At 50.7% G+C, this 26,569-nt stretch carries 24 protein-coding genes; all 24 read right to left on the bottom strand.

Annotated elements, in window-relative coordinates; all coding sequences use genetic code 11:
• Positions 1-203: 203 nt before the first annotated feature.
• Complete coding sequence (locus tag M4D81_RS31635; RefSeq protein WP_071221053.1) at positions 204-740, bottom strand: hypothetical protein; 537 nt, start codon at positions 738-740, stop codon at positions 204-206.
• Between the two features lie 158 nt (positions 741-898).
• Positions 899-2,410, bottom strand: coding sequence for a lysine--tRNA ligase (gene lysS, locus M4D81_RS31630; RefSeq protein WP_260069308.1), 1,512 nt, complete (start codon positions 2,408-2,410; stop codon positions 899-901).
• Positions 2,411-2,720: 310 nt separating this feature from the next.
• Positions 2,721-3,197 (bottom strand): transcription elongation factor GreA, encoded by a 477-nt coding sequence (gene greA / locus M4D81_RS31625; protein WP_009591919.1) that lies wholly within the window; start codon positions 3,195-3,197, stop codon positions 2,721-2,723.
• 210 nt (positions 3,198-3,407) lie between these two features.
• On the bottom strand, positions 3,408-4,439 hold the full coding sequence (gene dusB, locus M4D81_RS31620) for a tRNA dihydrouridine synthase DusB (protein ID WP_071221055.1): 1,032 nt from the start codon (positions 4,437-4,439) through the stop codon (positions 3,408-3,410).
• A gap of 224 nt (positions 4,440-4,663) precedes the next feature.
• On the bottom strand, positions 4,664-4,870 hold the full coding sequence (locus M4D81_RS31615; protein WP_071221056.1) for a helix-turn-helix domain-containing protein: 207 nt from the start codon (positions 4,868-4,870) through the stop codon (positions 4,664-4,666).
• Entirely contained in the window at positions 4,822-5,370 is a 549-nt protein-coding gene (gene folK / locus M4D81_RS31610; protein ID WP_071221057.1) for a 2-amino-4-hydroxy-6-hydroxymethyldihydropteridine diphosphokinase, read from the bottom strand. The genes M4D81_RS31615 and folK overlap by 49 nt, the downstream gene beginning before the upstream one ends.
• Before the next feature lie 7 nt (positions 5,371-5,377).
• Entirely contained in the window at positions 5,378-5,740 is a 363-nt protein-coding gene (folB, locus tag M4D81_RS31605; RefSeq protein WP_006207454.1) for a dihydroneopterin aldolase, read from the bottom strand.
• A 39-nt stretch (positions 5,741-5,779) separates the two neighbouring features.
• Complete coding sequence (folP, locus tag M4D81_RS31600) at positions 5,780-6,640, bottom strand: dihydropteroate synthase (RefSeq protein ID WP_260069307.1); 861 nt, start codon at positions 6,638-6,640, stop codon at positions 5,780-5,782.
• A complete protein-coding gene (locus M4D81_RS31595) occupies positions 6,637-7,524 on the bottom strand; it encodes an aminotransferase class IV (RefSeq protein WP_260069306.1) in 888 nt (295 codons plus the stop codon). The genes folP and M4D81_RS31595 overlap by 4 nt, the downstream gene beginning before the upstream one ends.
• Positions 7,521-8,102, bottom strand: a complete 582-nt coding sequence (gene pabA / locus M4D81_RS31590; protein WP_071221060.1) for an aminodeoxychorismate/anthranilate synthase component II — start codon at positions 8,100-8,102, stop codon at positions 7,521-7,523. The genes M4D81_RS31595 and pabA overlap by 4 nt, the downstream gene beginning before the upstream one ends.
• Position 8,103: 1 nt before the next feature.
• Positions 8,104-9,768 carry an anthranilate synthase component I family protein gene (locus tag M4D81_RS31585; protein WP_260069305.1) on the bottom strand — a complete coding sequence of 555 codons (1,665 nt, stop codon included), beginning with the start codon at positions 9,766-9,768 and terminating at the stop codon, positions 8,104-8,106.
• A 263-nt stretch (positions 9,769-10,031) separates the two neighbouring features.
• Entirely contained in the window at positions 10,032-10,967 is a 936-nt protein-coding gene (cysK, locus tag M4D81_RS31580) for a cysteine synthase A (RefSeq protein ID WP_113057420.1), read from the bottom strand.
• Between the two features lie 429 nt (positions 10,968-11,396).
• Positions 11,397-12,332 carry a peptidylprolyl isomerase gene (locus tag M4D81_RS31575; RefSeq protein ID WP_071221063.1) on the bottom strand — a complete coding sequence of 312 codons (936 nt, stop codon included), beginning with the start codon at positions 12,330-12,332 and terminating at the stop codon, positions 11,397-11,399.
• 20 nt (positions 12,333-12,352) lie between these two features.
• On the bottom strand, positions 12,353-13,237 hold the full coding sequence (hslO, locus tag M4D81_RS31570; RefSeq protein ID WP_260069304.1) for an Hsp33 family molecular chaperone HslO: 885 nt from the start codon (positions 13,235-13,237) through the stop codon (positions 12,353-12,355).
• A 57-nt stretch (positions 13,238-13,294) separates the two neighbouring features.
• On the bottom strand, positions 13,295-14,059 hold the full coding sequence (locus tag M4D81_RS31565; RefSeq protein ID WP_071221065.1) for a type III pantothenate kinase: 765 nt from the start codon (positions 14,057-14,059) through the stop codon (positions 13,295-13,297).
• Positions 14,056-14,931: a carboxylating nicotinate-nucleotide diphosphorylase gene (gene nadC, locus M4D81_RS31560; RefSeq protein ID WP_071221066.1), complete on the bottom strand. Its 876-nt coding sequence runs from the start codon at positions 14,929-14,931 to the stop codon at positions 14,056-14,058. The genes M4D81_RS31565 and nadC overlap by 4 nt, the downstream gene beginning before the upstream one ends.
• A complete protein-coding gene (gene nadB / locus M4D81_RS31555; RefSeq protein ID WP_260069303.1) occupies positions 14,921-16,537 on the bottom strand; it encodes an L-aspartate oxidase in 1,617 nt (538 codons plus the stop codon). The genes nadC and nadB overlap by 11 nt, the downstream gene beginning before the upstream one ends.
• 38 nt (positions 16,538-16,575) lie before the next feature.
• On the bottom strand, positions 16,576-17,514 hold the full coding sequence (nadA, locus tag M4D81_RS31550) for a quinolinate synthase NadA (RefSeq protein WP_260069302.1): 939 nt from the start codon (positions 17,512-17,514) through the stop codon (positions 16,576-16,578).
• 229 nt (positions 17,515-17,743) lie between these two features.
• Complete coding sequence (gene ftsH / locus M4D81_RS31545; protein ID WP_071221069.1) at positions 17,744-19,819, bottom strand: ATP-dependent zinc metalloprotease FtsH; 2,076 nt, start codon at positions 19,817-19,819, stop codon at positions 17,744-17,746.
• A 99-nt stretch (positions 19,820-19,918) separates the two neighbouring features.
• Positions 19,919-20,458, bottom strand: coding sequence for a hypoxanthine phosphoribosyltransferase (hpt, locus tag M4D81_RS31540; protein ID WP_071221070.1), 540 nt, complete (start codon positions 20,456-20,458; stop codon positions 19,919-19,921).
• Positions 20,459-20,526: 68 nt separating this feature from the next.
• On the bottom strand, positions 20,527-21,957 hold the full coding sequence (gene tilS, locus M4D81_RS31535) for a tRNA lysidine(34) synthetase TilS (RefSeq protein WP_071221071.1): 1,431 nt from the start codon (positions 21,955-21,957) through the stop codon (positions 20,527-20,529).
• A gap of 48 nt (positions 21,958-22,005) precedes the next feature.
• On the bottom strand, positions 22,006-22,926 hold the full coding sequence (locus M4D81_RS31530; RefSeq protein WP_260069301.1) for a serine/threonine protein kinase: 921 nt from the start codon (positions 22,924-22,926) through the stop codon (positions 22,006-22,008).
• Entirely contained in the window at positions 22,910-23,650 is a 741-nt protein-coding gene (locus M4D81_RS31525) for a vWA domain-containing protein (protein ID WP_260069300.1), read from the bottom strand. The genes M4D81_RS31530 and M4D81_RS31525 overlap by 17 nt, the downstream gene beginning before the upstream one ends.
• A 169-nt stretch (positions 23,651-23,819) precedes the next feature.
• Positions 23,820-26,330, bottom strand: a complete 2,511-nt coding sequence (gene spoIIE, locus M4D81_RS31520) for a stage II sporulation protein E (RefSeq protein ID WP_260069299.1) — start codon at positions 26,328-26,330, stop codon at positions 23,820-23,822.
• Between the last annotated feature and the right edge of the window lie 239 nt (positions 26,331-26,569).

Below are 26,569 nucleotides of genomic sequence, written 5' to 3'. Positions count from 1 at the left end.
TTCATTGCAAGCTTTTTTTGAATTTAATTTTTCAAATTCATTTTGGCTTGTTGTCCCAAGCGTTTGTTTCGACCGTATTTCTTGGCCGGAAATATAATATACCATGACACTCGCCGATATGCAACCCTTTTGAGCAAATTAGTATTAAGGTAAAATAATACATTCATTTACTTACTATAATACTGTGTATTCATTATATCCATTTACCTCACCTGCTTCTTAGGCCAGAAGGTATAACTGAAGCTATATATGAAGTCAATTCCCAAGATCACCGCCCATTGCAAGGCCATAGCCTTTAACTGCTCTGTTCGCGCTAGCTCCCCAACCACAAGGATCATAACGCCAAGCAGCATAACTCCTATCATCCACGCCAACACATGGCGATACCAACCCTGACGCTCACGCTTCGCGCGAGCCGATCCATATTTCGGGGCAGGCTCCGGTTTCTTGCCACCTGCAAATCGGTGAGCAAACCGGGCGTCCGCCCATTGGATCATCCGATGCCCAAAAGCAATCGTCACCCCGATATATACAGCTGCCAGCCCATGCATGAATCCGGCTTCCGCCCCGCCACGCAGATCTATAATGGTTACGGCTATCAACAATAAGTCGATGATCGGCGTACACAGCAGCAGTATTCCGCCCGTTCTTTTCAGCCCGAGCAGATATCTTGCGCTTAATCCGGCTAGAACAAATACCCAGAATAAAATCTCACATCCAATAATAAAAGCCCCAATCATTCCGCCAACCTCCTTTTTTAATACAATCGTACCAAATAAATTTAACACAGCTTCCTTCTCTGAACAAGTACAATCGAGAAGTCCAAACAAAAAAAGGCAGCCGACTATAGAAATCTATAGTCAACTGCCTCTTCAACCATCGATGAATGGAGCAAATTCTATTCCTTATTACGCATATGCGGGAACAGCAAGACATCACGAATGGACGGGGAATTCGTAAGAAGCATGATCAAACGATCGATCCCGATACCAAGCCCGCCTGTTGGCGGCATACCGTACTCCAGTGCACGCAAGAAATCCTCATCCATCTCGTGCGCTTCATCATTGCCCTGTTCTTTTTCCTTCATCTGCGCTTCAAAACGCTGACGCTGGTCGATTGGGTCATTGAGCTCCGAGAAGGCGTTCGCGTGCTCACGCGCCACGATAAACAGCTCAAAGCGATCCGTGAACCGCGGATCCACGTCGTTCTTCTTCGCAAGCGGCGAAATCTCAACCGGATGGCCGGTTACGAACGTCGGCTGAATCAGCGTCTCTTCAACGAACTGCTCAAAGAATGCATTCAAGATGTGGCCGAATGTCATATGCGGCTCAACCGGAACTTTATGTTCTTTTGCAAGGCGATGCGCTTCCTCATTGGACATTTGCACACTGAAGTCTACACCTACAACTTCTTTTACCGCATCCACCATGGATACACGACGCCATTGTGGCGTCAGATCAACTTCATGCCCTTGATAGGAAATCACTTGTGTACCCAGCACCTCTTGGGCAATATGTGCGATCATATTCTCGGTCAATGCCATAATATCCTTATAGTCCGCATAAGCTTCATAGAGCTCAATCATCGTGAACTCCGGATTATGACGGGTAGAGATCCCTTCATTCCGGTACACGCGGCCAATCTCGTACACTTTTTCCAGACCGCCCACGATCAGACGCTTCAGGTGAAGCTCAATCGCGATTCGCATATACAGCTCCATATCCAGCGCATTATGATGCGTAATGAACGGGCGTGCCGCCGCACCACCAGCGATCGAATGCAAAGTCGGGGTCTCCACTTCAAGATACCCTTGTGAATCCAGGTAACGACGCATCGATTGGATAATACGGGAACGGGCAATGAAGGTCTTCTGAACATCTGGGTTAATAATCAGGTCGACATAACGCTGACGGTAACGGAGTTCCACATCCTTCAAACCATGGAATTTCTCAGGGAGCGGATACAACGACTTCGAAAGAACCTCCAGCTCCTTTACCTTAATGGTGGTTTCACCGGTTTTGGTCTTGAACAAGACCCCTTTTACCCCGATGATGTCACCCAGATCAAGGATGCTGAATGCTTCATATTGCGCTTCTGCAATCGAATCCTGGCGAACATAGATCTGAATTCGACCGCTCAAATCCTGAATATGAGCAAAAGAAGCCTTGCCCATGCCGCGCTTAGCCATAATCCGGCCGGCCAGGTTCACTTCCACCTGCTTCTCTTCAAGTTCTTCCTTGGAGAGCTCGTCATACTGCTTCAGAATATCACCTGCGTGATGTTCTCTTTCATATTTTCCGCCAAACGGATCGATCCCCAGCTTCCGAAGCTCGTCCAATTTGTTGCGGCGGATTTGCAAAAGCTCACTTAACTCCTGTTCTTGTTCCTGGTTATTCATTTCTTCCGTCATCGTCAATCATCTCCTTCATTTCACTTCCATCGTAATCCCCAACAGCACAAACGCCGCCACCTATAACTTCCGGACAGCCCTTAAACAACTTGTACACATTCGGCTAGGACTTAACGGTAGGGCAGCCATTTCAAGACATGCCACTAACCCATTAAGCCCTCAACACAGCTTGCCTATTCAAAATAACCCCACAAAGTGGAGCCTATGCTACGATGCTTATTCCAAATACTTTGCGGGGACCCCAAAAAAATTATAAATTCTAATATGTTAAAAAAGCCCCCCGAAGGAAGCTTTCTATACACATTCCGACTTACTTCTTAATGTCTACAATTTTATATTGAATAACGCCCGCAGGAACGTTAACATCTACAACCGAACCTTTTTGCTTGCCAATAATCGCTTTGCCGACAGGACTCTCGTTAGAGATCTTGTTGTTAAGCGGATCCGATTCAGCCGTACCGACAATGGTATATTCCATTGTGTCGCCGAATTCCAAATCCTCTACGATCACCGTGTTGCCCACGCCAACTACATCCGTATTGATATCATCGTTATTGATGATGCGCGCATTACGGAGCATTTTCTCCAGCGTTATAATCCGGCCTTCGATAAAGGCTTGCTCGTTCTTGGCGTCTTCATATTCGGAGTTTTCACTAATATCACCATAACCGATGGCAACTTTAATCCGCTCAGCCACTTCACGGCGTTTTACAGACTTCAGATTCTCAAGTTCGTCCTCCAGTTTCTTCAGACCGTCCTGGGTAAGAATGACTTCTTTATCGCTCATTAACCGATTCTCCTGTCATGTAAATAATTTAAACCACGGTATCAACATACTATATGCGAATTCTTGGGGATCAGAACTTCCCTCTGATGCCTGCTCAATTTCTTGAATTTATACTGAAAGATTATATGGGAACCATTTCAAAAAGTCAATGCGCGCAAAGGCTGTCACGAATGTCGCATACACGCATCCGTTAACAGCCTGCACCCCTAATCATCCCATCGCCGCAACGGCTTGAGGATATACACTTTTTGTCGATTCTTCTTGGTCCTCCAGATTGTTCACAAAGTTGTTCAGAAGGTTCACCATTTCGTCGCGCTTCGTTTCTTCCATAATGATATCTTTAATGCGGGCGGAGCCTTTCAGACCTTTCAGATACCACGCAAGATGCTTACGCATTTCCCGTACCGCTACCGCTTCGCCGCGCAGAGCAATCAGACGGTCCATATGCAGAATGGCAATTCGGATTTTCTCCTGCGGAGCCGGATCCGGCAGCAGCTTGCCTGTCTTCAGATATTCCACGGTTCGATACAGCATCCATGGATTGCCCAGCGCCCCGCGGCCGATCATGACGCCATCGCATCCTGTCGTATCCAACATCCGGCGAGCATCCTCCGGCGTCACCACATCGCCGTTACCGATAACCGGAATGGAGACGGCTTCTTTCACTTGGCGAATGATGTCCCAATCCGCGTATCCGGTGTAGAGCTGCTCGCGCGTACGTCCGTGAACGCTGACCGCCTGACCGCCCGCGCGTTCGACAGCCTGTGCATTTTCGACAGCATAGATGTGATCACTATCCCAGCCTGTACGCATCTTCACCGTGACCGGTTTGTTCACGGCATCGACAACCGCCGCCACCATCTCATAGATTTTGTTCGAATCCAGAAGCCAGCGTGCACCCGCATCCATCTTGGTTACCTTCGGTGCAGGGCAGCCCATGTTAATGTCGATGATGTCGGCATTGGTTTGCTGATCGACCACTTTGGCCGCTTGCACCAAAGATTCGCGGTCACCACCAAAAATTTGCAGGCTCAGCGGCTTCTCCCGCTCGTCGACAAACAACATCTCCTGGGTGCGCTTGTTTCCGTGAACAATGGCCTTGCCGCTCACCATTTCGGCGCAAACCAATCCGGTGCCGAATTCCTTAGCAATCAATCGGAACGCCGGGTTGCATACGCCAGCCATCGGCGCCAGAACCACTTGATTTTTCATCTCGATGTTTCCGATTTTCAACTTATCCATTTTATGTGTCACCCCTTTGTGTTCAGATATTTATAGTCGAAAGATCCCGGTTATCGTGCAAGGGATCCCAGAGTTTCAAACCAAACCATCATACTCATTCATCGCGTTATCGTCCAGTCCGCAAAAATTACATGTTCTTGTAGATTGCATCCAGAAACATCATCCTATATGAATGGCAGAGTTTGATGAAAAACAAACCTGCACCGGCTTCCTATTTAGATGATCTAGCTCCGTTCCTTAAGCTCCTGCAATGAAATCTCCAGCACATCCGCAATCTGAGCCAACATTTGCTCCTCGGCACGGCGGTTCCCCCGCTCAATCGCACCAAGGACGGCTAGTGAAATACCGGTTCGCTCAGCGAGCTCTTGCTGGGTCAAACCCTTCAATTTTCGGAAAGCGCGGATACGCTGCGCCAGTTGCTTGTTTTCCAAAGCTGTATTCCTTCCTTTCCTTCCAGGTTCTCAAGTGCTGTCTTCACCATATTGTACAGACCTGAAGGTTCGAACTCATATACGATATCGGCCAGCGGTCTGAGCACAAAAGCCCGCTCCTGCATACGGGGATGCGGCAGTACAAGGTCCGGCGTATCCAGACGGCGCCCTTCCATCCATAGCAGGTCCAAGTCCACCGTCCGCGGCCCCCAATGAATATGACGGACCCGGCCGAGCTGCTTTTCAATTCGCTGCATTTCGGCAAGCAGTTCATGAGGACTCAGCGATGTCGACACGGCTGCTGCCATATTGAGAAACATCGGTTGGTCCACGTATCCGACCGGCTCGGTCTCATACAAGTTGGATACGCGCTCTACCGTAATGCCGGGTACTTCATGAAGCCGTTCCAAAGCCTCCATCAGGTTATCCTCGCGGTCACCCAAATTGGCCCCTAAAGCAATATAAGCCTCTGAACACTCAGAGGTGGCGTGTGAATTCATGATTGTCTCACTTCCTGGTCCGGTGCAGCTCAATGGTCACACCTTCAAAATGAATGTCAAAAGGCGGGTGCGGCTTCGTCAATCGGACCGTTAAAGCATCGATAATAGTATAAGTGTCCAATACCTTAGATGCAATATGCTCCGCTAAAGCTTCAATCAGGCGGAACGACTCCGTCCGCATAATATCCAGCAAAAGATCATGAATCTCGGCATAATTTACCGTGAGCGTCAGATCGTCAGTCTTGGCGGCTTTGCTCAGATCCATCTCCAGCTCCAGATCCACATAGAATCGTTGCCCCAGCTTACGCTCTTCCTCAAACACACCATGGTAGCCGTAGTATTCCATGCGGCTCAGTATCATTTTATCCATCTCGTACTCCGTCCTTCCATCCTTTGTCCCAAGGAAAAATTATATGCGTTTAAGCTCCGTCGAAGCGTAGGTCATGGCATCACACATCTTCGCTGTCCGTTTCATATGCAGCACGTCATGCACACGAACGATCTGGCAGCCTTGGGCAATCCCGTAAGCCACCGTGGCAGCCGTTCCTTCCAGCACATCCTGTGCCGGAGCGCCAAGCGCGGTCTGGATAAACCGTTTGCGGGAGGTAGCCAGCAGCACCGGAAACCCAAGCCCCACGAGCTGATCGAGGGATGCCATCACTTTCATGTTCTCATCATAGTCCTTGGCAAACCCGATACCCGGATCGAGCAAAATATGATGATCCTGCACGCCTGCAGCCCGCGCAATCTCGACACTTTCCAGCAAATCACGCTTTACGTCCTCGATAAGATTGGTGTAATTTCGATCACAGCGATTGTGCATCAGGATCACGGGACATCCGAGCTCTGCCGCTGTCTTGGGCATATCCGCGTCGTCTTTAAAGCCCCAAATATCATTAATGATATGAGCACCCGCTCCAATAGCCTGACGCGCAACTTCCGCTTTATACGTGTCAATCGACAATGGAATATGCGGCGCGTGCCGGTGAATGGCTTCTATAACCGGGATTACCCGGGCAAGCTCCTCTGCGGCTTCAACCGGCTCGTGGCCCGGACGCGTCGATTCTCCGCCGATATCGATGATGTCGGCTCCCTCTTCCACTAGCTGAAGCGCGTGCTCGACCGCCCGCTCCGTATCGTTGTATCGACCTCCATCCGAGAAGGAATCCGGGGTCACATTCAATATACCCATAATGAGCGTGGACTGACCGAGCTTTAACACAGCATCCTTGCTCAGATGAAATTCACGTTCGTAAATCGTTGTTTTCATGCCTTTTGCCCTGCTTTCCTTCTATATGCGCTCAGTAATGTACGGGTTATCGGACCGGCCAATCCTTGTCCAATAACTAGAGGCTCGCCTTCAGCTCCAATCAACGTCGTGACCGGAACAATCTCCTGCACAGAGCCTGTCGTAAATATTTCATCCGCTCCGGTAAAGAACTCCCAACTGTATCGGCCTTCTTCGGCTTCAATACCAAGTTCGGCAGCCAATTCCAGCACCACGGCCCGGGTAATCCCCGGCAAAATGCCCGTGCCAACGTCAGGCGTATATAATCGACCCGATTTGACAAAAAAGACATTGCTGACAATGCTCTCTGCCACTTCCCCGGCCGCCGTTAGCATCAGCCCCTCTATTGAACCATTCGAGTGGCCGGGGTATCCGGCCAATTCCCGCTTTGCGAGAATATTGTTCATATAATGCAGAGATTTAAACCGAACCGATGATTCCGGTGTGTTACGCGGAAGGGACAATCTTCGCAAGGCTCTGCCTTTCTCGTAGAGCATTTCGTTTGCGGCCGGCAGCTCTTTGGCGAATAAAATCTCGGAAGGCTTCAAATAATCGCCAGCAGGCAAACCGAGCAATCCCTCTCCTGCCGTTACGGTATACCGGATATAAGCATCCTGAAGACCATTTGCCTCCATCAGTTCCGTTATCCAGCGGTTGATCCTCTCAGCATCCGCCCTGTGAACGATCCCGAGCTCCCGGCAGCTGTCCATGAGCCGGTTCAAGTGCCGCTCTATTAAAAAAGGCTTCCCCTCATAAGTGCGGAAGGTCTCGAATAACCCCATTCCGTACAGAAGGCCGTGATCCATTACTGGTATGACAGCCTCGGCAGCTTCAACGATGCTGCCGTTTATGCCAATATATTTCATGCTTTGGCGCCGGCCGTACGCTTCAGGAAATTGCGCAGCATCTGATGGCCATGGTCCGTAATGATGGACTCCGGATGAAACTGCACCCCTTCTACCGGATATTGTTTATGCCGCAACCCCATGATTTCGCCCTCCTCGGTCCATGCGGTAATCTCCAGCTCATCCGGCAAAGTCTCCTTCTCAACGATCAGCGAGTGATAGCGCGTTGCGGTGAACGGAACTGGCAAGCCTTCGAAGACCGAGCCACCCGTATGCTGGATCGCAGATGTTTTCCCATGCATGAGGCGCTCCGCACGAATCACGTTGCCGCCAAAGGCTTGCCCGATCGCCTGATGGCCGAGGCAGACGCCGAAGATCGGAATGACACCCTTGAAATGCGAAATCACATCCAGACTGACGCCGGCTTCATTCGGCGTGCACGGTCCCGGCGATATCAGGATATGGTCCGGAGCCAACGCCTCGATGCCGGCGATGTCGATCTCATCATTCCGGTAAACCTTCACTTCCTCGCCGAGCTCACCCAAATATTGAACCAGGTTATACGTAAACGAATCATAATTGTCGATGACAAGTATCATGCTATTTCCCCCCTATATTCGCAGCCACTGCTGCCGCTTCCTCTTCACTGCATATCAGTGCGGCAATCAAAGCCTTTGCTTTGTTATGACACTCCCTGTATTCCCGGTACGGATCGGAGTCAATAACAATCCCTGCACCCGTCTGAATGTAACCAACCCCATCCTTCACGGCGAGGGTCCGAATAATAATGTTAAGCTCCATATCACCATTATAATCGATCCAGCCCATGGAGCCGGTATAGGGCCCTCGCGTCACAGGCTCCAGCTCCTCGATGATCTCCATCGTCCGGATTTTGGGTGCGCCTGTAATGGTGCCGCCGGGGAACGCTGCCGCAACGACATCATACGCATCGTTGCCCTCTGCAATCCGCCCTTCCACTTGCGACACCAGATGCATCACGTGCGAGTACCTCTCAACCGTCATCAGCTCCGGAACATGCACGGTCCCGTATGCGGCAATGCGGCCAATGTCATTACGCTCCAGATCGACCAGCATAATATGCTCCGCCCGTTCTTTCTCGCTGCCAAGCAGCTCCGCTTCCATTGCCTCGTCCTCTTCCGGACTGCTTCCACGGCGCCGCGTTCCCGCGATCGGCCGTGCAGACACGACATCGCCATCCAGCTTCACCAGCAATTCCGGCGAGCCACTGGCCAAGCTGAATCCCGGTGAAGAGATATACCCCATATATGGCGACGGATTCAGAATGCGCAGCCACTCATAAATATCGGCAGGGTTCGCATGCAGCTGCAAGTGCCGGCGAAGAGACAAATTGACTTGAAATACGTCACCCTGCCGAATATATTCTTGAATCGAGAGCACCGCCTGCTCGAACGCTTCCTGCGTAAAATCAATCTCCAGCCGATCCCAGATTTCGACATTCGGCCCTGACAGCTCCTGCGCTTTCTTCCATCGTTCCTGCCGCACGCGCTCATCCTCGGAACTCGAGTCGTTCCCTGAGCCTGTTCCGAACATTTGATTCCATTGGGACAGCATCGATTCAGCCCTTATGACAGCCCGATCATATAACTCCTGCAATAACTTCTCTTGGTCGGTTGAAAGCACCGAACCACTGGATTCATCACCAGAAGCACCGGGCGCTTTCTTTTCTTTCGAAACTTCTCCGGTCCCGAATGCCCAAGGCAGAGGGACATGCACCGAACAGTAGATGCTCTCATCTGTATGATCATAGATCCAAATCTCTTCCATACGCATCCACATATAATCCAGGAACCCCGGCTCATCCTTGGCCATCGTGGGCAATTTCTCAATCGACCGAATCACATCATAACTCAGGAATCCGGCGCAGCCTCCGCGGAAGTCCGGCCACCCCGTTACACGGGGCGCCTTCCATTTGTTCATCCACTGCTCTAACAGGTGCAGCGGCTCTCCCGTTACCTGCGTTCGCAGACCGTCAGACAGCTCGATGATCTCACCATGGCATCCCTTCCCCTGCAGAATGGACACCGGCCGCAATCCAAGATACGTCTGGCGTCCGCCCTTACCGCTCTCCAGCACAAAGGCATATGGTGATGCGGCTTTCCATGCATGTCTCCATGACAGGGGTAACCCTCTTGTTGCTCCTTTATATTGAACCAGATAGGGAACGACGGACCAGCCCTCTTCAGCCCATGCCTGCCACTGGGCCAGCTCCACTCTTCTCTCCATGCCGATCCTCCCTTAGTCATCAAAAGCCTTACTGTTGCCTGTCAGTATACTGTATCCCGCTTCTCTTGAAAACCCTAAATAGAAGCTCGTCCAACAATAATTTTTGGAGCGGTCATCAGGCGGATTCTAATAAAGCGTTATCTTAGGGAGTAGTATACGCAAAAAGCCCTCAATGCTATAAAAACACATTGAGAGCTCCTTCCTTGCCACCTGTTACCCCAACCAGATGAGGTAAGGAGATAGGTGCATATTACGATATCATCTTACTCGAAGTTGTAAAGCGGCGTGCTCAGGTAACGTTCTCCGTTACTTGGGATCACGGCTACTACCCGCTTGCCTTTACCAAGCTCTTTGGCAATCTTCAATGCCGCATATACAGCCGCACCGGAGGAAATACCTCCAAGAACGCCTTCTTCCTTCGCCACGCGACGGGAAGTTTCAAAAGCATCGTCATTCTCAACATGAATGATTTCATCGTAGACTTCTTGGTTCAAAATTTCAGGAATGAAGTTTGCGCCGATGCCCTGGATTTTGTGAGGGCCCGGTTTGCCTCCGGCAAGGATTGGCGATGCAGCAGGCTCAACCGCAATAACCTTGATGTCAGGGAACTGCTCCTTCAGCACTTCGCCAGCACCTGTAATCGTTCCGCCTGTTCCGATCCCAGCGACGAACGCATCCAGGGAACCACCGATGGATTCGATCGCTTCAACGATTTCCGGACCTGTCGTTTCACGGTGAATCTTCACGTTGGCTTGGTTCTTGAATTGCTCGGCCATAAAGAATCCGGCATTTTCCTTCAAAATTTCTTCTGCCTTCTTAACCGCACCGTTCATTCCTTCCGATCCCGGTGTCAGTACCAATTCCGCACCATAGGCACGCAGCAGGTTGCGGCGCTCCAAGCTCATGGTTTCAGGCATAACGATAACCGCTTTGTAGCCTTTGGCAGCTGCCACCATAGCTAAACCAATACCGGTATTTCCGCTGGTCGCTTCAATAATGGTATCGCCCGGCTTCAAACGTCCGTCCTTCTCCGCTTCTTCCACAATGCTGATCGCGATCCGGTCTTTAACGCTTGCGCCCGGGTTCTGGTATTCCAGCTTCAGATAGATCTCTGCGCTATCCTCCGGTACGATCCGGTTCAAACGGACGAGTGGAGTTCCACCGATTAATTCTGTCACATTATTTACGACTTTTGCCATGAATGAAGCCCTCCTCTAAATATGAATCTTAGATAAACTAGTAAGTCCATAATGGTGTTATACATTCAATGTTGAATCATTAAATTTGTAGTGTCTGGATGTTGAAAGAAAAGCGGAGCCAGCTTATAGACTCAAATTCTTGATTATTGAGGTCTCTGATATCCGAGTAAAAAGGTAGGTTTTTATACCTTCATCTTAACAACGTTACGAGTCATTGTCAATATCCCACACCTCGAAAATCAACATTTCTAGGTGGATTTTCCTGCGCCTCCCGAACGAGAAAACGAGGGACTCGCCTCCTAGGCATGCATGCGCTCTAAAAGCCATCATCCTTCAACGAAGGTAACCTTTTGCACCCTCTAACGCAAAAAAAGCTCCTGCGGCCACATCTTACTCCGCCACAGCGAGCTTTCCCTGTACTTCCTCTTTTTACAACGTGACCGTACCAGCACTAATCCGTGCCTCGTATTTCTCACGAAGCTGACGCTCCAGTTCGGATAAAGACACCGCCTGCTCCAGAGCCAGCTGCTTGCGAACCGCCTCGCGGACGCTTTCCTCACTAGGGGCCTGAGGCTCGATAATGTCCTTCACATAAACAATGGCATAGGTGTCTGTGAGCGAGATGGGCCCCGCAATATCCCCGGGCTCCAGCGTTAAAGCTGCATCCAGCAGTGCCGGCGGCAAAAAGGGATCATCCTCCTCGACCAGTCCGATCTGCCCGCCGTCTTCGCGAGTATACTCATCGAGTGATACCTGGGCTGCGAGATCCGCAAAAGCTTCTCCATCCTCCAGCCGATCCATGACCCGTTCCGCCTCATCTTTCGAGGCGACTTCGATCATGGATAAATTCAGCTGCTTCTTGGGACGAAATTGGTCAGGATACTGTTCCAGATACGAATCGATCTGCTGCTCCTCGATGTGCACGTCGGAAGTCGCAATTTTCTCAAGCAGCAGCCGATACGTCGTCTCTGTCTTTAATTCACTCTCCGTAATGCCTAGCTGATTTTCCATTTCCGATAAGAAACGCTCCATAGAACCATAGCTGCGGCTCATGACTTCGATTTCTGCATCGACTTCAGCCGCCGTAACATCAATATCCTTCGCTTTGGCTTCAAGGGCCACGGCGTGCCGATTCAGCATGGTCATCAGCATTTCGCGGCCATAACGCTTCTTTAGCTCGTCAACCCACTCGTCTTCGGTAATCGCCCTGTCCTGGATGGATGCAACTGGTTGGGAGCCCTCTTTCCACGGTGGTGAGTCCTCTTGCGAAAAATTCCCGGAAAACAGCATCCAGCCGCCCATACCCAATACGCATGCTGTCAAGACAATGACGGTCGCCCACAATCCCTTCTCTTGTCTCGTCATCACGGTCGCTCATCCCAACGTTAAGATTTGGCCCGCTCTAGCACGGATTTCAGCTGTTCTTTATCGAACGTATATTTTTCATTGCAAAAATGACAGGAAACTTCGGCTTTGCCATCCTCTTCGATCATCTGTTCAAGCTCTACCTGTCCCAAGCTGATCAAAGCGCGCTCCACCCGCTCATGCGAGCAGTCACAGCTGAAGTACACTTCCATTTCCTCCAAAATGGTTACATCCGGAACGACTCGCTTCAGAATGTCTTCCAGTTCCAGTCCTTCTTCCAGCATCTCGGTGATCGGAGGAATCTTGCTTAGCGCAAGCTCAAGCTCCGTAATCTCATCCTCCGTAACCCCGGGGAGAAGCTGGATGATGAAGCCCCCGGCATTCGCCACGGAATAATCCGGGGAAACCAGCACTCCCAGACTTACCGCCGAGTTGGTCTGTTCGGATACGGCAAAATAGTATGTGAAGTCTTCAGCGAGCTCGCCCGAAATAATCGGCACGCTGCCACGGTAAGGCTCCTTCAAGCCGAAATCCTTGATCACATCAATATGGCCGGTGGTACCTACAGCAGCGGCCACATCCATCTTGCCAGGGCGGATATTCGTCAGCTCCACATGCGGATTTTTGACATATCCGCGCACCTCGCCGTTAGCATTACTCTCCGCTGCAATCAAACCGATCGGTCCGTCGCCGCGCACTTGAATGCTAAGACGCTCGTCTCCTTTCAGCATAGCTCCCATCATCGCTGCTGCTGACACGGTGCGGCCCAAAGCGGCTGTGACGACAGGGAACGTATCATGTCTTTGGCGAAGCTCTTCGACCAAAGCGGTTGTCCGCACGGCAAATGTCCGTACTTTCCCGTTTAATGCAGTTCCCCGCAGCAAACGGTCTTTTTGATTACCCATCTTGAGGCCTCCTTGTCTTTCTAGTTGTTTGTAATATCTAACGGTTTTATATCGGTTCTAGTTACGCTCATAAATAATACGCAAGCCTTCCAAAGTCAGAAGGGGAGAAATCTCTTCAATGGACTCCGTTTCGCCGGCAATCAGCTCGGCCAGTCCCCCCGTAGCGATAACCTTAACATTGTCCGTACCCATCTCGGCTTTTATACGCTTGACCAGGCCATCGACCTGTCCCGCATAACCAAAAACGATACCGGCCTGCATGGCATGTACGGTATTGCGCCCGATTACCTTTTTCGGCTTTTCAAGCTCTACGCGAGGAAGCTTGGAAGCGCGCTGTACAAGAGCCTCCGTGGCAATGCCAATACCAGGCACAATCACTCCGCCAAGATAATTGCCTGCCTCATCGATGCAATCAAACGTCGTCGCCGTACCGAAATCCACCACAATCAGCGGGCCCCCGTACTGCTCGACGGCTGCTACTGCATTCACAATCCGATCAGCGCCAACCTCGCGCGGGTTTTCATACCGCAGATTAAGTCCGGTTTTGATGCCTGGTCCTACGATCAGGGGCGCCTTGCCAATATATTTATTGCACATCTCCTCGACCACACGCACAAGGGGAGGAACTACGGAAGAAACAATAACGCCTTCGATTTGGCTTACCAGTATATTGGACATTTGAAACAAATTGTGAATCAATACACCGTATTCATCCACGGTGGACTGACGCGATGTACTGATTCGAAAATCATGCAGCAGCTTCTTTCCCTGATACACACCCAGTACAATATTGGTATTCCCTACATCCACAACCAGAATCAACTCTCTGTCCCTCCTTTCTTCGCATTTAGATCCAAACTGATATCGAGACTATGGAAAGAATAAGTCAGCCGTCCAACGGATATGACGTCGACCCCGGTTTCAGCAATCCCGCGCACGGTCTCCAGCGTCACGTTCCCCGATGCTTCAACGCGAACATGAGGGGCCTTGGCCTTTATTCTTCTAACAGACTCCGCCATCATGTCATGACTCATGTTATCCAGCATAATAATATCTGCGCCTGCAGCCAGTGCTTCCTCTACCTGCGCCAAGCTCTCGGTTTCAACTTCTATAGTCATGGTATGTGGAATATGGGCTCTTGCACGGCTGACCGCTTGCACGATTCCGCCTGCACCCTTAATGTGATTATCCTTAATCATGACGGCATCGTACAGGCCGAAACGATGGTTCGCGCCGCCGCCAACCTGAACAGCATATTTCTCAAGCATTCGGTGGCCTGGCGTCGTTTTGCGGGTATCCACCAGCCTCGTTGGCAACCCCTCAAGCACATCAACAAAAGAACGCGTTCTTGTTGCAATACCCGACAGACGCTGAAGCAAATTCAAAGCAAGACGCTCGCCTGTCAAAATACGGTGAGTGCTTCCTTCCACTTCGGCGAGAACCGTTCCTTTTTCAACCTCGTCCCCATCACGGACCAATGCCGTAAACGTCAGCGACGGATCAACCGTTTCGAATACCAGCTCTGCAACCGGCATGCCTGCTACGATTCCTGCCTCCTTGGCATGAATAACGCCCTTGGATTCATGACCCGGCTCAATGGTGGTGAGGGTCGTAATGTCCCCCGACCCGATATCCTCCTGCAGCCAAGTCCGTATACTCTGGAGAAGGCCATCGTTGTATCCGTTAAACATCATCGCTTAATTCCTCCGTCATTTCTTGATCCCGTGTATGGACAATATGTTTCTGCCATACGCTGTCATTCCGCTCCGGGAAATCCTCACGATAGTGGGCTCCCCGGCTTTCTTCACGACCCAGCGCACCCTGAACCACGAGCAGGGATGCTGTGAGCATGTTGGCAAACTCGTATTCCTCACGCTTGGAGAGCACGGATTGGAACAATGGCAGCTGACGGCCGAGCTCTTCCGCTGCTCTTAATAGAGTATCCCGATTTCTCCGAAGTCCTGCATAACGCACCATCACCTTCTGTAGCTTCAAGCGTTTTTCCACCATCGCTTGGGACGGAGCGTCCTTGCGACCGAGGTGGAATGATACATGAAGCGGATCGCCTGAAGGTTCCGGCAGGCTCTTAATGCGCTCGACAATACGACTACCATACACAATCGCCTCCGACAGCGAATTGCTGGCCAAACGGTTCGCCCCGTGGACACCGGTAGACGATACCTCCCCGCAAGCAAATAAACGTTTCACGCTGCTCTCGCCGTGCAGATTGGTTTTGATGCCCCCCATCATATAATGCGCAGCCGGGGAGACCGGAATCCAATCTGACGATAAATCGAGTCCATACTGCATGCAGGTTTCATAAATCGTTGGGAATCGATGTCTGACCATTTCCGGCGACTCATGGGTAATATCCAGATAAACAAAGGTAGACCCCGTTGCTTCCATCTCACTGACAATAGCCCGCGCTACGATATCCCGCGGTGCTAGCTCCAGTAAATCATGGTATCTGGGCATGAACCGTTCCCCTCGTATATTCCGAAGAACAGCGCCTTCACCCCGAACCGCCTCTGATATTAGGAATCGGGGTGCCCCTGGATAGCTAAGCGCCGTCGGGTGGAATTGTATAAACTCCATATCCCGAATTTCTGCGCCTGCCCGATAAGCCATGGCAACGCCATCGGCTGTGGCAACCTCCGGATTGGTTGTATACCGGTACAATTGACCGGCGCCGCCGGAACACATAACCGTCGCCCGTCCACGAACGAATACCCGTTTTCCATCAGGCATTTGTACCAAGGCGCCATGACATACTCCCTGCTCGGTAACCAGGTCAATGACAAAATGATCGTCCCACACCTCTATATTGTGAAGCATTTCAACCTGAATGGAAAGGGCACGCACAATTTCATATCCGGTAGCATCCCCGTTGGCATGAAGGATCCGGCGGTGACTGTGTGCGCCTTCTTGGGTCAGCGCGAGCTCGCCATTCTCCACATCAAACATCGTACCGAGCCGAATCAACTCTTGAACGCCAACCGGCCCCTCGTTTACAAGGACATCCACCGCGGCAGATGAACATAAGCCCGCCCCTGCCAAGAGGGTATCCTGCCGATGATAGGCCGGAGAGTCATCCTCAGCAGTTACGGCTGCAATTCCTCCCTGCGCGTAACGCGTGTTGCTTTCGAGCAGCGATTTCTTCGTAATCAGCAGCACATTTTGAGTCGCACTTGCCATGATCGCCGTATATAAACCCGCAATGCCTGAACCGATCACGATGACGTCCGTCTCAACTACCGGAAGATCGTTCAGCTCAAAATCAATTAAATACTGCGGTATCACGATGCCTCACCTGTCTTTTCACGAAAGAGTAGCGCATGCTACTTAACCTGTAACATGCGCTCTAATGAAGTTCTGGCTTTCTCTGCAACGACCGGCGGCACGTAAATTTGCGGCTTCATCGTTTCCAACGCTTTAACCAGCTTTTTGAGGTTATTCACTTTCATATTCGGACACACCAGGAATTTCGTAGCGAAATGGAACGATTTATCCGGGCTATCCAGTCGAAGCTGATAACCGGTTCCGTCCTCAGTACCCACGATAAACTCCTTGGCCGATGAATTCTTGCAATACTCCAGGATGGCGGTGGTACTTCCTACAAAATCCCCCATCGCAACAACCTCCGGACGGCATTCCGGATGCACCACAAATTCAGCATGAGGATATTTGGCCTTCATCTCGACGACATCCTTCACCGTCAGCATGTCATGCGTGTTGCAGTACCCTTCCCAGATAATGAGCTTCTTGTCGGTATGCTGCTGAACATAATGCCCCAGATTTTTGTCAGGCACCCATATAATTTCATCCGAATCCACCGACTGAATCACTTTCACGGCATTGGATGAAGTACAGCAGATATCCGTCTCAGCTTTGATCTCAGCCGATGAATTGATGTACGTGACCACTTTGGCTTTCGGATGCTGCGCTTTCAGCTTCCGCAGTCCGTCAACGTTCACCATGTCCGCCATAGGGCAGCCGGCCCGCTCATCGGGTATAAGAACCGTTTTGCCCGGTGCCAGAATTTTAGCGCTTTCGCCCATAAAATGTACACCGCAAAAAACGATAACCTCGGCATCCGTTTGTGCTGCCTTCTGCGCGAGCAGGAAGGAATCCCCCCGGAAATCAGCAACCTCTTGTATTTCATCCCGTTGATAATAATGTGCCAAAATGATTGCGTTACGTTCCTTCTTCAATTGCATTAACCGCTCACGCAGTTCACGGTTCTGTTCTGCCTTACGCTCCAGTGCCAACGCTTCCATGATCGACCCTCTCCCCTTATATAGTCCGGCAGTTCGCCGCTGATGACCATGTGACTTTCAGGATGGTTTCCACCTTTGTGAAAGGATTCGCATCCTTATTTAACAACTAATGTACACGTTCATTCTGCCCCCTGTCAATGTGATAGAAAGCACAAAAAGAACCGGAAAACGAATTATCGTTCTCCGGTTCTTCAATTTTATTCGGTATTCGAGGTTTTATCAGCAAATATTACGTTAAGCTGCTGTTACCGTTGTCCGATCCGCCTGGAGGATCCTTGCGTTCCGAATCTTTGCGCTCTGGCCCTGGATCATTCGAATCCATCGGGTTGTTCGGAATTTCTTCCGTGGAAGTCGGCTGCTCGCCGTCTTCTTTCCCTTGGATGCGAACCTTCACGTCGCCAATGTTGTCGATGATCGGTTCACCATTCTCGGAAGAACCTTCTCCTTCACCGTCGCCACTGCCGTTGCCTTCAGCTGATCCGGTCTCAATGAGATTCTTGATTTGCTCAAGCTCCAGCGTTTCCATCTCGAGGAGCGTGTTCGCAATCAGGTGAACCTCTTTAGCATGCTTATTCAGGATCTCTTTACATTTCTCATAGCAATCATTAATGAATCGCTGCATTTCCTGATCGATCTCATAAGCGATTGCATCACTATAGTTCTGCTCATGTCCGATATCACGTCCAAGGAACACTTGTCCTTGGGATGTACCGAACTGCATCGGTCCGAGCTTCTCACTCATACCGTATTCCACAACCATGCTGCGGATAATGCCTGTTGCTTGCTGGAAGTCACTGTATGCCCCGGTCCCGATTTCACCGATGAACAGCTCCTCAGCGACACGTCCGCCAAGCAAACCGGTTACGCGATCCAGCAATTCCTGCTTCGTCACGAGCATCCGATCTTCCTTCGGCATCATAATGACATATCCGCCGGCACGGCCACGAGGGATAATCGTTACCTTATGCACCGTATCCGCATGCTCGAGGAAGTAACCCACAATGGTATGACCTGCTTCATGGTATGCCACGATGCGTTTCTCGCGGTCACTGATCACGCGGCTGCGTTTCTCCGTACCAACGATAACGCGGTCAATCGCCTCATCCACTTCTCGCATGGAAATATCTTTACGGTTGCGGCGAGCCGCAAGCAAGGCAGCCTCATTCAGGAGATTCTCCAGATCGGCGCCTGTAAAACCGGTTGTACGTTTGGCGATGATGTCGAGTTTAACATCCTTCGTCAATGGTTTGTTGCGTGCATGAACCTTCAGTACCGCTTCACGGCCCTTCACATCCGGGCGATCTACGGTAATCTGACGGTCAAAACGTCCCGGACGAAGAAGCGCCGGGTCCAAAATATCCGGGCGGTTGGTCGCAGCAACGATGATAATGCCTTCGTTCGCTCCGAAACCGTCCATTTCAACCAGCAACTGGTTGAGTGTCTGTTCACGCTCGTCATGACCGCCGCCAAGACCAGCGCCACGCTGACGACCTACTGCATCAATCTCATCGATGAAGATGATACATGGTGCATTCTTCTTCGCGTTCTCGAACAAGTCACGTACACGAGAAGCACCGACACCGACAAACATCTCAACGAAGTCGGAACCGGAAATACTGAAGAACGGCACTCCTGCTTCACCAGCAACGGCACGAGCCAGGAGCGTCTTACCTGTTCCCGGAGGGCCGACAAGCAGAACGCCCTTCGGAATGCGAGCGCCAACCGTGTTGAACTTACGCGGATCCTTCAAGAAGTCAACAACTTCAACGAGCTCCTGCTTCTCTTCATCTGCTCCGGCTACATCTTCAAATGTAATCCGTTTCTTCTCTTCATTATATAAGCGGGCTTTGCTCTTACCAAAGTTCATCACTTTGCCGCCGCCGCCCTGAGCCTGATTAAACAGGAAGAAGAACAGAACAAACATAATGATGAGCGGAATAAAGGATGAAAGCAATGTCAGCCAAATGCTTTGGCCTTCCATTGGCACCACGGACAGTTTGACATTGTTGCTCTCACTGGCTGCAGTCAGCTCTTGCATCGCTGCATCCGTGGCAGGAATATAGGTTGAGAAATTCTCTGATTTTTTCTCTTCGGAAATCTCCCTATACTTACCGGTCACCAGATAAGCGTAACCGTCAAATTGTACCGTCATTTCCTCTATGTTGTTAGCTTTGACTTCCTGCCGCAGTTGATTATAACTAGGGGCATCGGCTTGCTCGCCGCCATTAGTGACGAATTGTACTATGCCCACCACGACTAAAAATAGAATCAAATAAAAACCAGAATTCCGGATGAACCGACTCATCCCCTACCTCCTCTCAAGACACATAAGATATTTTACCACAGCCTGTCTGGCCATCTCAACAAAGGGCCCTGAACTGAGATAGCAGCCCATTGGCGCGGTTTAACTGCTGTAGATTTCCGGCTTCAAAATCCCGATGTAGGGGAGGTTCCGGTAATGCTCGGCATAATCAAGTCCGTATCCGACAACAAAAGCATCCGGCAGCACGAATCCGGTATAATCGGCCTGCAAATCCACCGTACGGCGTGCCGGCTTGTCAAACAAGGTGACAACGCACACCGAGTTTGCCTTGCGGCTCTTCAGAAGCTCAATCAAATGACTCAGCGTAAGACCGCTGTCGATAATATCCTCCACAATCAGCACATCCCTGCCTTCAACGGATGCGTCCAGATCTTTAATGATCTTCACCACGCCGGAGGATTTGGTTGATGCTCCATAGCTGGATACAGCCATGAAATCCAACTCAAGAGGTACTGTTATGGATTTAACCAAGTCGGCCATAAAAATAAACGCACCTTTAAGAACGCAAATAACGAGTGGATTGCGTCCCACATATTCGGCGCTGAGTTTGGAACCAAGTTCCTTAATCTTTGCGTGAATCTCTTCTTCACTGATGAGTATTTCCTGAATGTCATTCTGCAACTTAAGTGGACCTCCTACGTTTATACTATGAAAGCGTGAAACGGGCCATTCTTCGTTTTACACTTGCCTTAAGCATCCGATAGCTCCATCCGGAGAACTCGTGATGTGTGCCGCCCGCAAGCGGCGTGAACGGAACGTCGTACACCTGGAATCCACACAATGCTGCCGGAACCGTCACAAAGAATAGGAATCCGGGCACGGACAGACGGTGGGATTTTCTCATCAATGAGAATATCTTTCACCTTTTTGCTTCCGTTTAATCCCATGATCTTCATCTTGTCCCCCGGCTGTCTGTTACGCAAGGTTAAAGGAAACCTAAGCTCATCCGCATCAAAATCCGCCACAAAGGCCGATGGTCTGGAGCCGCTCCGGCTTTCGCTTCCTGTCTTTAACGACAATTTCAGCATCTTTCCGATTTCCTTAACATACTGCTGCGAAACATCAGGAGAATCAAGAATGTATATGTACTGTCCCTGTTCTTCCGGAGGCTTAGGCCAAAACTGGATCACTCCGTACTCACGAACACAGGTAATGCCGTCACCCAGATCCAGACGCCAGTTGCTTCGCTGATCGTTAAGAATGCCATGGCGCACCGTTTCAATCTTGACAAAATCGGTGTTTTCCTGGTCTGAGGGCAGGTAATTTAATATTAGTTTAATCAAACGCCGTTGTAAAGCGACATGTAAGCCCAAAAAGGAAGGCGCGTCGAAAGCGAGCCTCCCATCGTTCTCCTGTACCATACTCCGAAATTGTTTCGCAGCTTCAAGCTCCACAAAATCATCCTCCTGCTGGACAATCTCGGCCAGCTGATTGAGTGAGGAGGAGAACTGCCCATTGTATCGTTCCAGAAAAGGCAATACTTCCAGGCGAATCGCATTACGACGGTACTTCGTCTGCAGATTGCTGTTATCGACCGCATACTGGAATCCGCATATACGGCACAGCTCCACGATATCCGCCTTGTACATACGAAGGAACGGACGGATAAGTTCCACTTTTTTTTCCGTTCGCTTAAATTTTATTCCGGCAAGTCCTGACAGGCCGCTCCCGCGCAGAAGCCGCATGAGCACCGTCTCGGCTTGATCGTCAGCATGATGAGCCAGCGCTACGGAGCGCGCATTGTATTTATGGGCTGTTTGCAGCAGAAATTCATAACGCTTCTCTCTTGCTGCCTCCTGTCCACCCTTACCGCTCTCTTCCATATAAGCAGGAATATCGATAAACGCCGTTTCTAATGGAAGTCCGAGCCGCTCCGCCAGTTCACGCACCATTTCTGCCTCTTGGTCTGATTCTTTCCGAAACCCATGATGCACATGGGCGCAGATCAATCGGAGCGGCGTCCGGTGCATAGAAATTTCATGCAATACGTGCAGGAGCGCAACGGAATCAGGCCCGCCGGAAACGGCGACCACGATGCTATCGCCTTCTGACCACAGATCAAACTCTGCGGCTGTACGCTCGACATGGTTGACGAATGTCCGTAAATAATCCTGTTTCACTTCCAGGTCCCCTTTATGAACTCCCAGTAACAAGGTAACAACTCAGCTTCATGAGCGGAAGAAAAAATAAACAGTAAGAGCCATGATGACTAATGACAAACCAAACGCGTTCTTCAGCCAACGCGGAGTTCGCCCCGGTTTAGGACGCACACACCGGCCCGAACCTTCATATATTCGTTTTCTCCACTCGTTCAACGCTTCCCGTGAATCCGCGAAATCTCCCGACAAAGCCTTGTTCAGCCACACAGCGTATGGCTTGAACACGAGGTTTCTTCGCAGCACCAGCTGCAGATCGGCAACACTACGGGTCTGGGGAAGCTGACAAGACGCCTCCCGTAATGATTTCTCATCCAGCAAGCCGATACACATCACGGCAAACGAGAACAAATCATAGGATATGTCGCCAGTCCTGCTTCCGGCATTCCAGTATCCCCGATCATACCATTCCGTAAACTGCTTGACGCTGCGTCCGAAAGGGCTGACGCCTCCATAATCGATCAGTTCCACGCTTCCGTATGCCGAGACCATCACATTATCCGGCTTCAAATCACCGAATGCATAACCGGATGCATGCAGAACGGACAGCTTCTCGAGCAGCTTCAGTCCGATCAATCCGATCCAATCGGCACCTCGTTTGCGAATAAAATGATGCAACGGACTCCCTTCAATGTAACGCATGACATAGAAGGACACTTCGCCACTGCCGTCATGATGATCGTCCGCCTCTACAAGGTAGGGGTTCGGCATCTGTTCTTTCAACGCATTCAGGACATTAATTTCGGATTGAAGATCCAGAGCGTCATACCCAACTTTTAGAGCATAACGCTCGCGTACTCCTGCCCGATGGACCAGATACACCTTGCCGTTAGCCCCTTTGCCGAGCATACGCTCCACGATGTACCGGCTGTTCCGCCACTTGCCTTTAATTACGGTTCCTGGCGGATAACCCGGGTTAGACAACGTAGTCACCGAGCATCCCTTCCTCTTGGCTGGAATGACCCTGCCATGATTGATTACCCTCTAGTGTACCATATCGGTAAAATTCAATCACCTTTAACAAGGCAGGTCCCGTCGGCGTTGCCCCCTTCATCTGCAGGCGGCTGAACATTCCCCGGGCACCGTCCAGATCCGAGGTCCAATTCACGTCCATCACGATATCCTCGCCGCTGTGTTTTCCAGGAAAATGGAATACGGACAATTCGCTTGAGCCTGCGCGCGCTTTCAAACTCAGCATTAAATCACGTATCGCTTCCTCAACGGCAGCCAGCTTGGGTTTCATGCTAGCACTTGCATCGATTAACAGCGCGACCTGCAGAGATGACGTCTCAGCCAGCTCATCCACCACTTCAACGACCTGCGATCGCTTGTCCGGCGGAAGCTCCTCCAGCGACCCGCCCCCCAAAATATGCTGTATCTCCTTATTTACCGCTTGTTGGATCGTCTGAACCACCGTTTTCCGAGTCATCATCTGTATCGTCTGCGCCAGCTGCGGTGTGCCTACGATCCGGTGTATACCCCCTCCCGCTTTGGCTATCTCCTGAATTTCCAATCCCCCTAGTTCACCGATCGTTCCGTAATCAAGGACCCCCACCACATTCACGACAATACCATCCTGGAGCGCATGGGCTGCGGCCAGAACCGGACTGGCCCCCACGTTCGAGCATCCGTCCGTAATCAGTAGAATTTGCTTCATAATAAATGATCGCCTCCGTCTCATCCTATCGATTTGACTTCTGTCTCTATCATTTCCACATTCAAGAGAGTTCAAACGATACATAGAAGAATCGACGGAAAAGATTTACCATCTCCGGGGTCCTCCATTTCCCGGGTAATCACTTAGTTTATCTATTTTATCTATCGCATCAGCTAACCGTTCGCGGCCGCTCCATTCGGGCGAAGCCCGGAACATGCACATTCGACCATTCCGGATGGAAGTGATCCACACGCCCGACCACCACCGTCATATCATCATGTATTTGATTCTGTTGATAGCGAATCACCTTCTCCAGCAAACAATCGGCTATTTCCTGCGGATCCTCGCTGTTCACCTCCTGAATCATTCGTTTCATCCATAGCTCCTTGTTCACCGCATAACCCGGCGCATCATATATGCCATCCGTCATCATGATAAGAACATCACCGGCCTGCAGCTGTAACGACACCAGATCCACTTCGATATCCTTAATAATCCCAATGGGGAGATTGCTGGCCGAGACCGGTATGACATCATTCCCCCGCTTGATAAAGCTTGGCGTCGAACCGATCTTCATAAAAGTGGTTTGAGCCGTATATTGATCGATTAGGGCCATATCGACCGTAGCATAGATTTCATCCGGCGAACGCAGCATAAGAATGGAGTTCACCGATTTGATCGCCAGCTTCTCATCCATCCCGGATTGAAGCAGCTGTTCTAATATATTCAGGGCCGAGCTGCTCTCAAGCCGAGCCCTTTCCCCGTTGCCCATACCATCACTAAGCGCTACCGCAAACGTCCCGTTCCCCAACTCGACCGTACTGAAGCTGTCACCCGATAAAATATCTCCTCCCTTGGCCGCTGCGGCTACGCCCGTCATAATTTCATATGTTTTCGCTGAGCCGAATCGCACGGTGGCCAATCCATCCCTTGGATGGGTCAAGGTCTCTTCCATCACGGCGATATGCTCCCCGAGAATGTCGGACAACAGCGGTCCGATAATCTTCCTGCATTCGTCATAACCCCGGGTATACGCATGAACGATCTCAATCTCGACCTGCCCGGAGTCCAAACTGATGATATCGATGCCTTGAATCGATAAACCCAGCTGCTGAAGCGCTTCCCGAATCTGTTCTTCCTGAATGTGCATCGTCTGGCTTTCCCGCTTAATCTCTCGTGCCAAGTCTTCCATAACCTGCGAAACCCCGGATAATTGTTCCGCCACCAGATGTCGGCTATCGTATATTTGGCGTTTCCACTGCATATCATGTTGGTAAAGATGATACTGCTGCTTGAGGATGCCAAGCACCTCCTCCTTCTTGGCACAGATCCGGCTCCATTCCGGCGGCAGATCGTCTGCTTCCATCTCAGGATTCTCCTCGATCGAGGTCATCATATCGGTCATGTATTTATAAGTCTGGTAAAATTTCATGTCCCAGCACTGATTCCGTTTAAAGCATGTGGCACAGCTGCCCTCCGCCACGGCATTCATGAAATGATTCATCTCCTCCGTTTGTTTGCCCGGAGGCTGTATAACCCCGGACGTTTGTCCGAAGCTTTGCGAGAGCTGCCGGAACACCCGGGAAAATTGGGTCACACGATCCGCCGTAAGATCCCGGACCCGCTTGGCGTATTCATGCTGTGAACGGGTATGATCCTGCGTGCCCGGTACATATTTGCCTATAGCCTGCATCACGCTCTTAGGCGTAATGAGGAATAACACGATAGCCGCGCAGGTTTCCCAAGTGGAGATCATCACTTCTCCAGGATTGCTGAAATAGATAGAGAGAATGGTAGCCCCAAGCAGCATTCCCAGCGAAACACCGCCTTTCTTCCCTTCCTTCAGCATACCGGCGAGCATCCCGGAGAAGGCGAGCAGACTCATCTGGGAGAATGCCGAAATGTTGGCAAGACTGAGGATGAGGCCTGTTACTACACCAACCGAGGCGCCTAGCGGAGCTCCCCCGACTAGAGCAAACAACAGAATTAAGTATCGGGATAGGACATGCTCTACCGACAGGGATTGGATCGTCCAGCCAACGGCTCCTGTCATAACCGACGCCAGCAAAATGATGATACATAGAATTTCTTCATTTCGAAGAGCATGTGTTTTTTTACGAAGTGTCAGCACCGGGATCGCCTGAATAAAGACCAGTGTCAGTACAAAGCTGAGTACGGCGTTCAGGGTGAGCATCATCATGGAATACCAGGTAATGCTGGGTCCGATGAGAACACTGAACAGATTCACGAAGAAGGTGGAGACAAATACCATCAGCGGCGCATACGACAATTCTGCCCGATCATAAGTCTCCAATCCCCGCATCATAAAGTAAAAGATCAAAATTTCTGCCGGTACCATCCATGCCACCGGAAAGGACGCAAATAAACTACCTGCAACGATCGCTGCGCCTACCGGCAGCAAAACATCACGACGCATAAAGGCAATAACCGCAAAATAAGCGACTGCAAATGGAGACAGCTCCCCCAGAATCATAGCTCGTCCGAGCAAAAAACCCATGAAGGTTAGCAGAATCATCCACTTCTTAGCGGCCAGGAAGTGGATGGGACGCTGCAGGAAAGGCAGCTGCCCTAACCGTTCTGTTACACGGGCACGAATGGAACCCGCTCCCCCTTTAACCGCCTCAGTACCCGGAAACATCACCAGATTTCTTTTATCCATTACGCTGGCACCCCATTCTTCACGAATTTGTTGGTCCCATTATAAAACCCCTGTTCAGGAAAGTTTGTCAGAACACCGGACAAGCCCTAAAGAAATTTCCGACAAAATCAACGTGTCTTGCGAACGTTCGGGAAAAGAGCGTTCATCCCCCGCGCCCAGCGGTGTTTCCACGGGTCAAGCCTGCAGCATTCTTGCGGATCATTTCCCGAATTGAGGCGGACATCCCGTGCTCATTTCAT

This window comes from Paenibacillus sp. p3-SID867, from assembly GCF_025142895.1.
In the GTDB taxonomy this organism is placed as follows: Bacteria; Bacillota; Bacilli; order Paenibacillales; family Paenibacillaceae; genus Paenibacillus_AQ.
The sequence above is the reverse complement of the archived record's forward strand: the minus strand, read 5'-3'. Positions and strand labels throughout refer to the sequence as shown.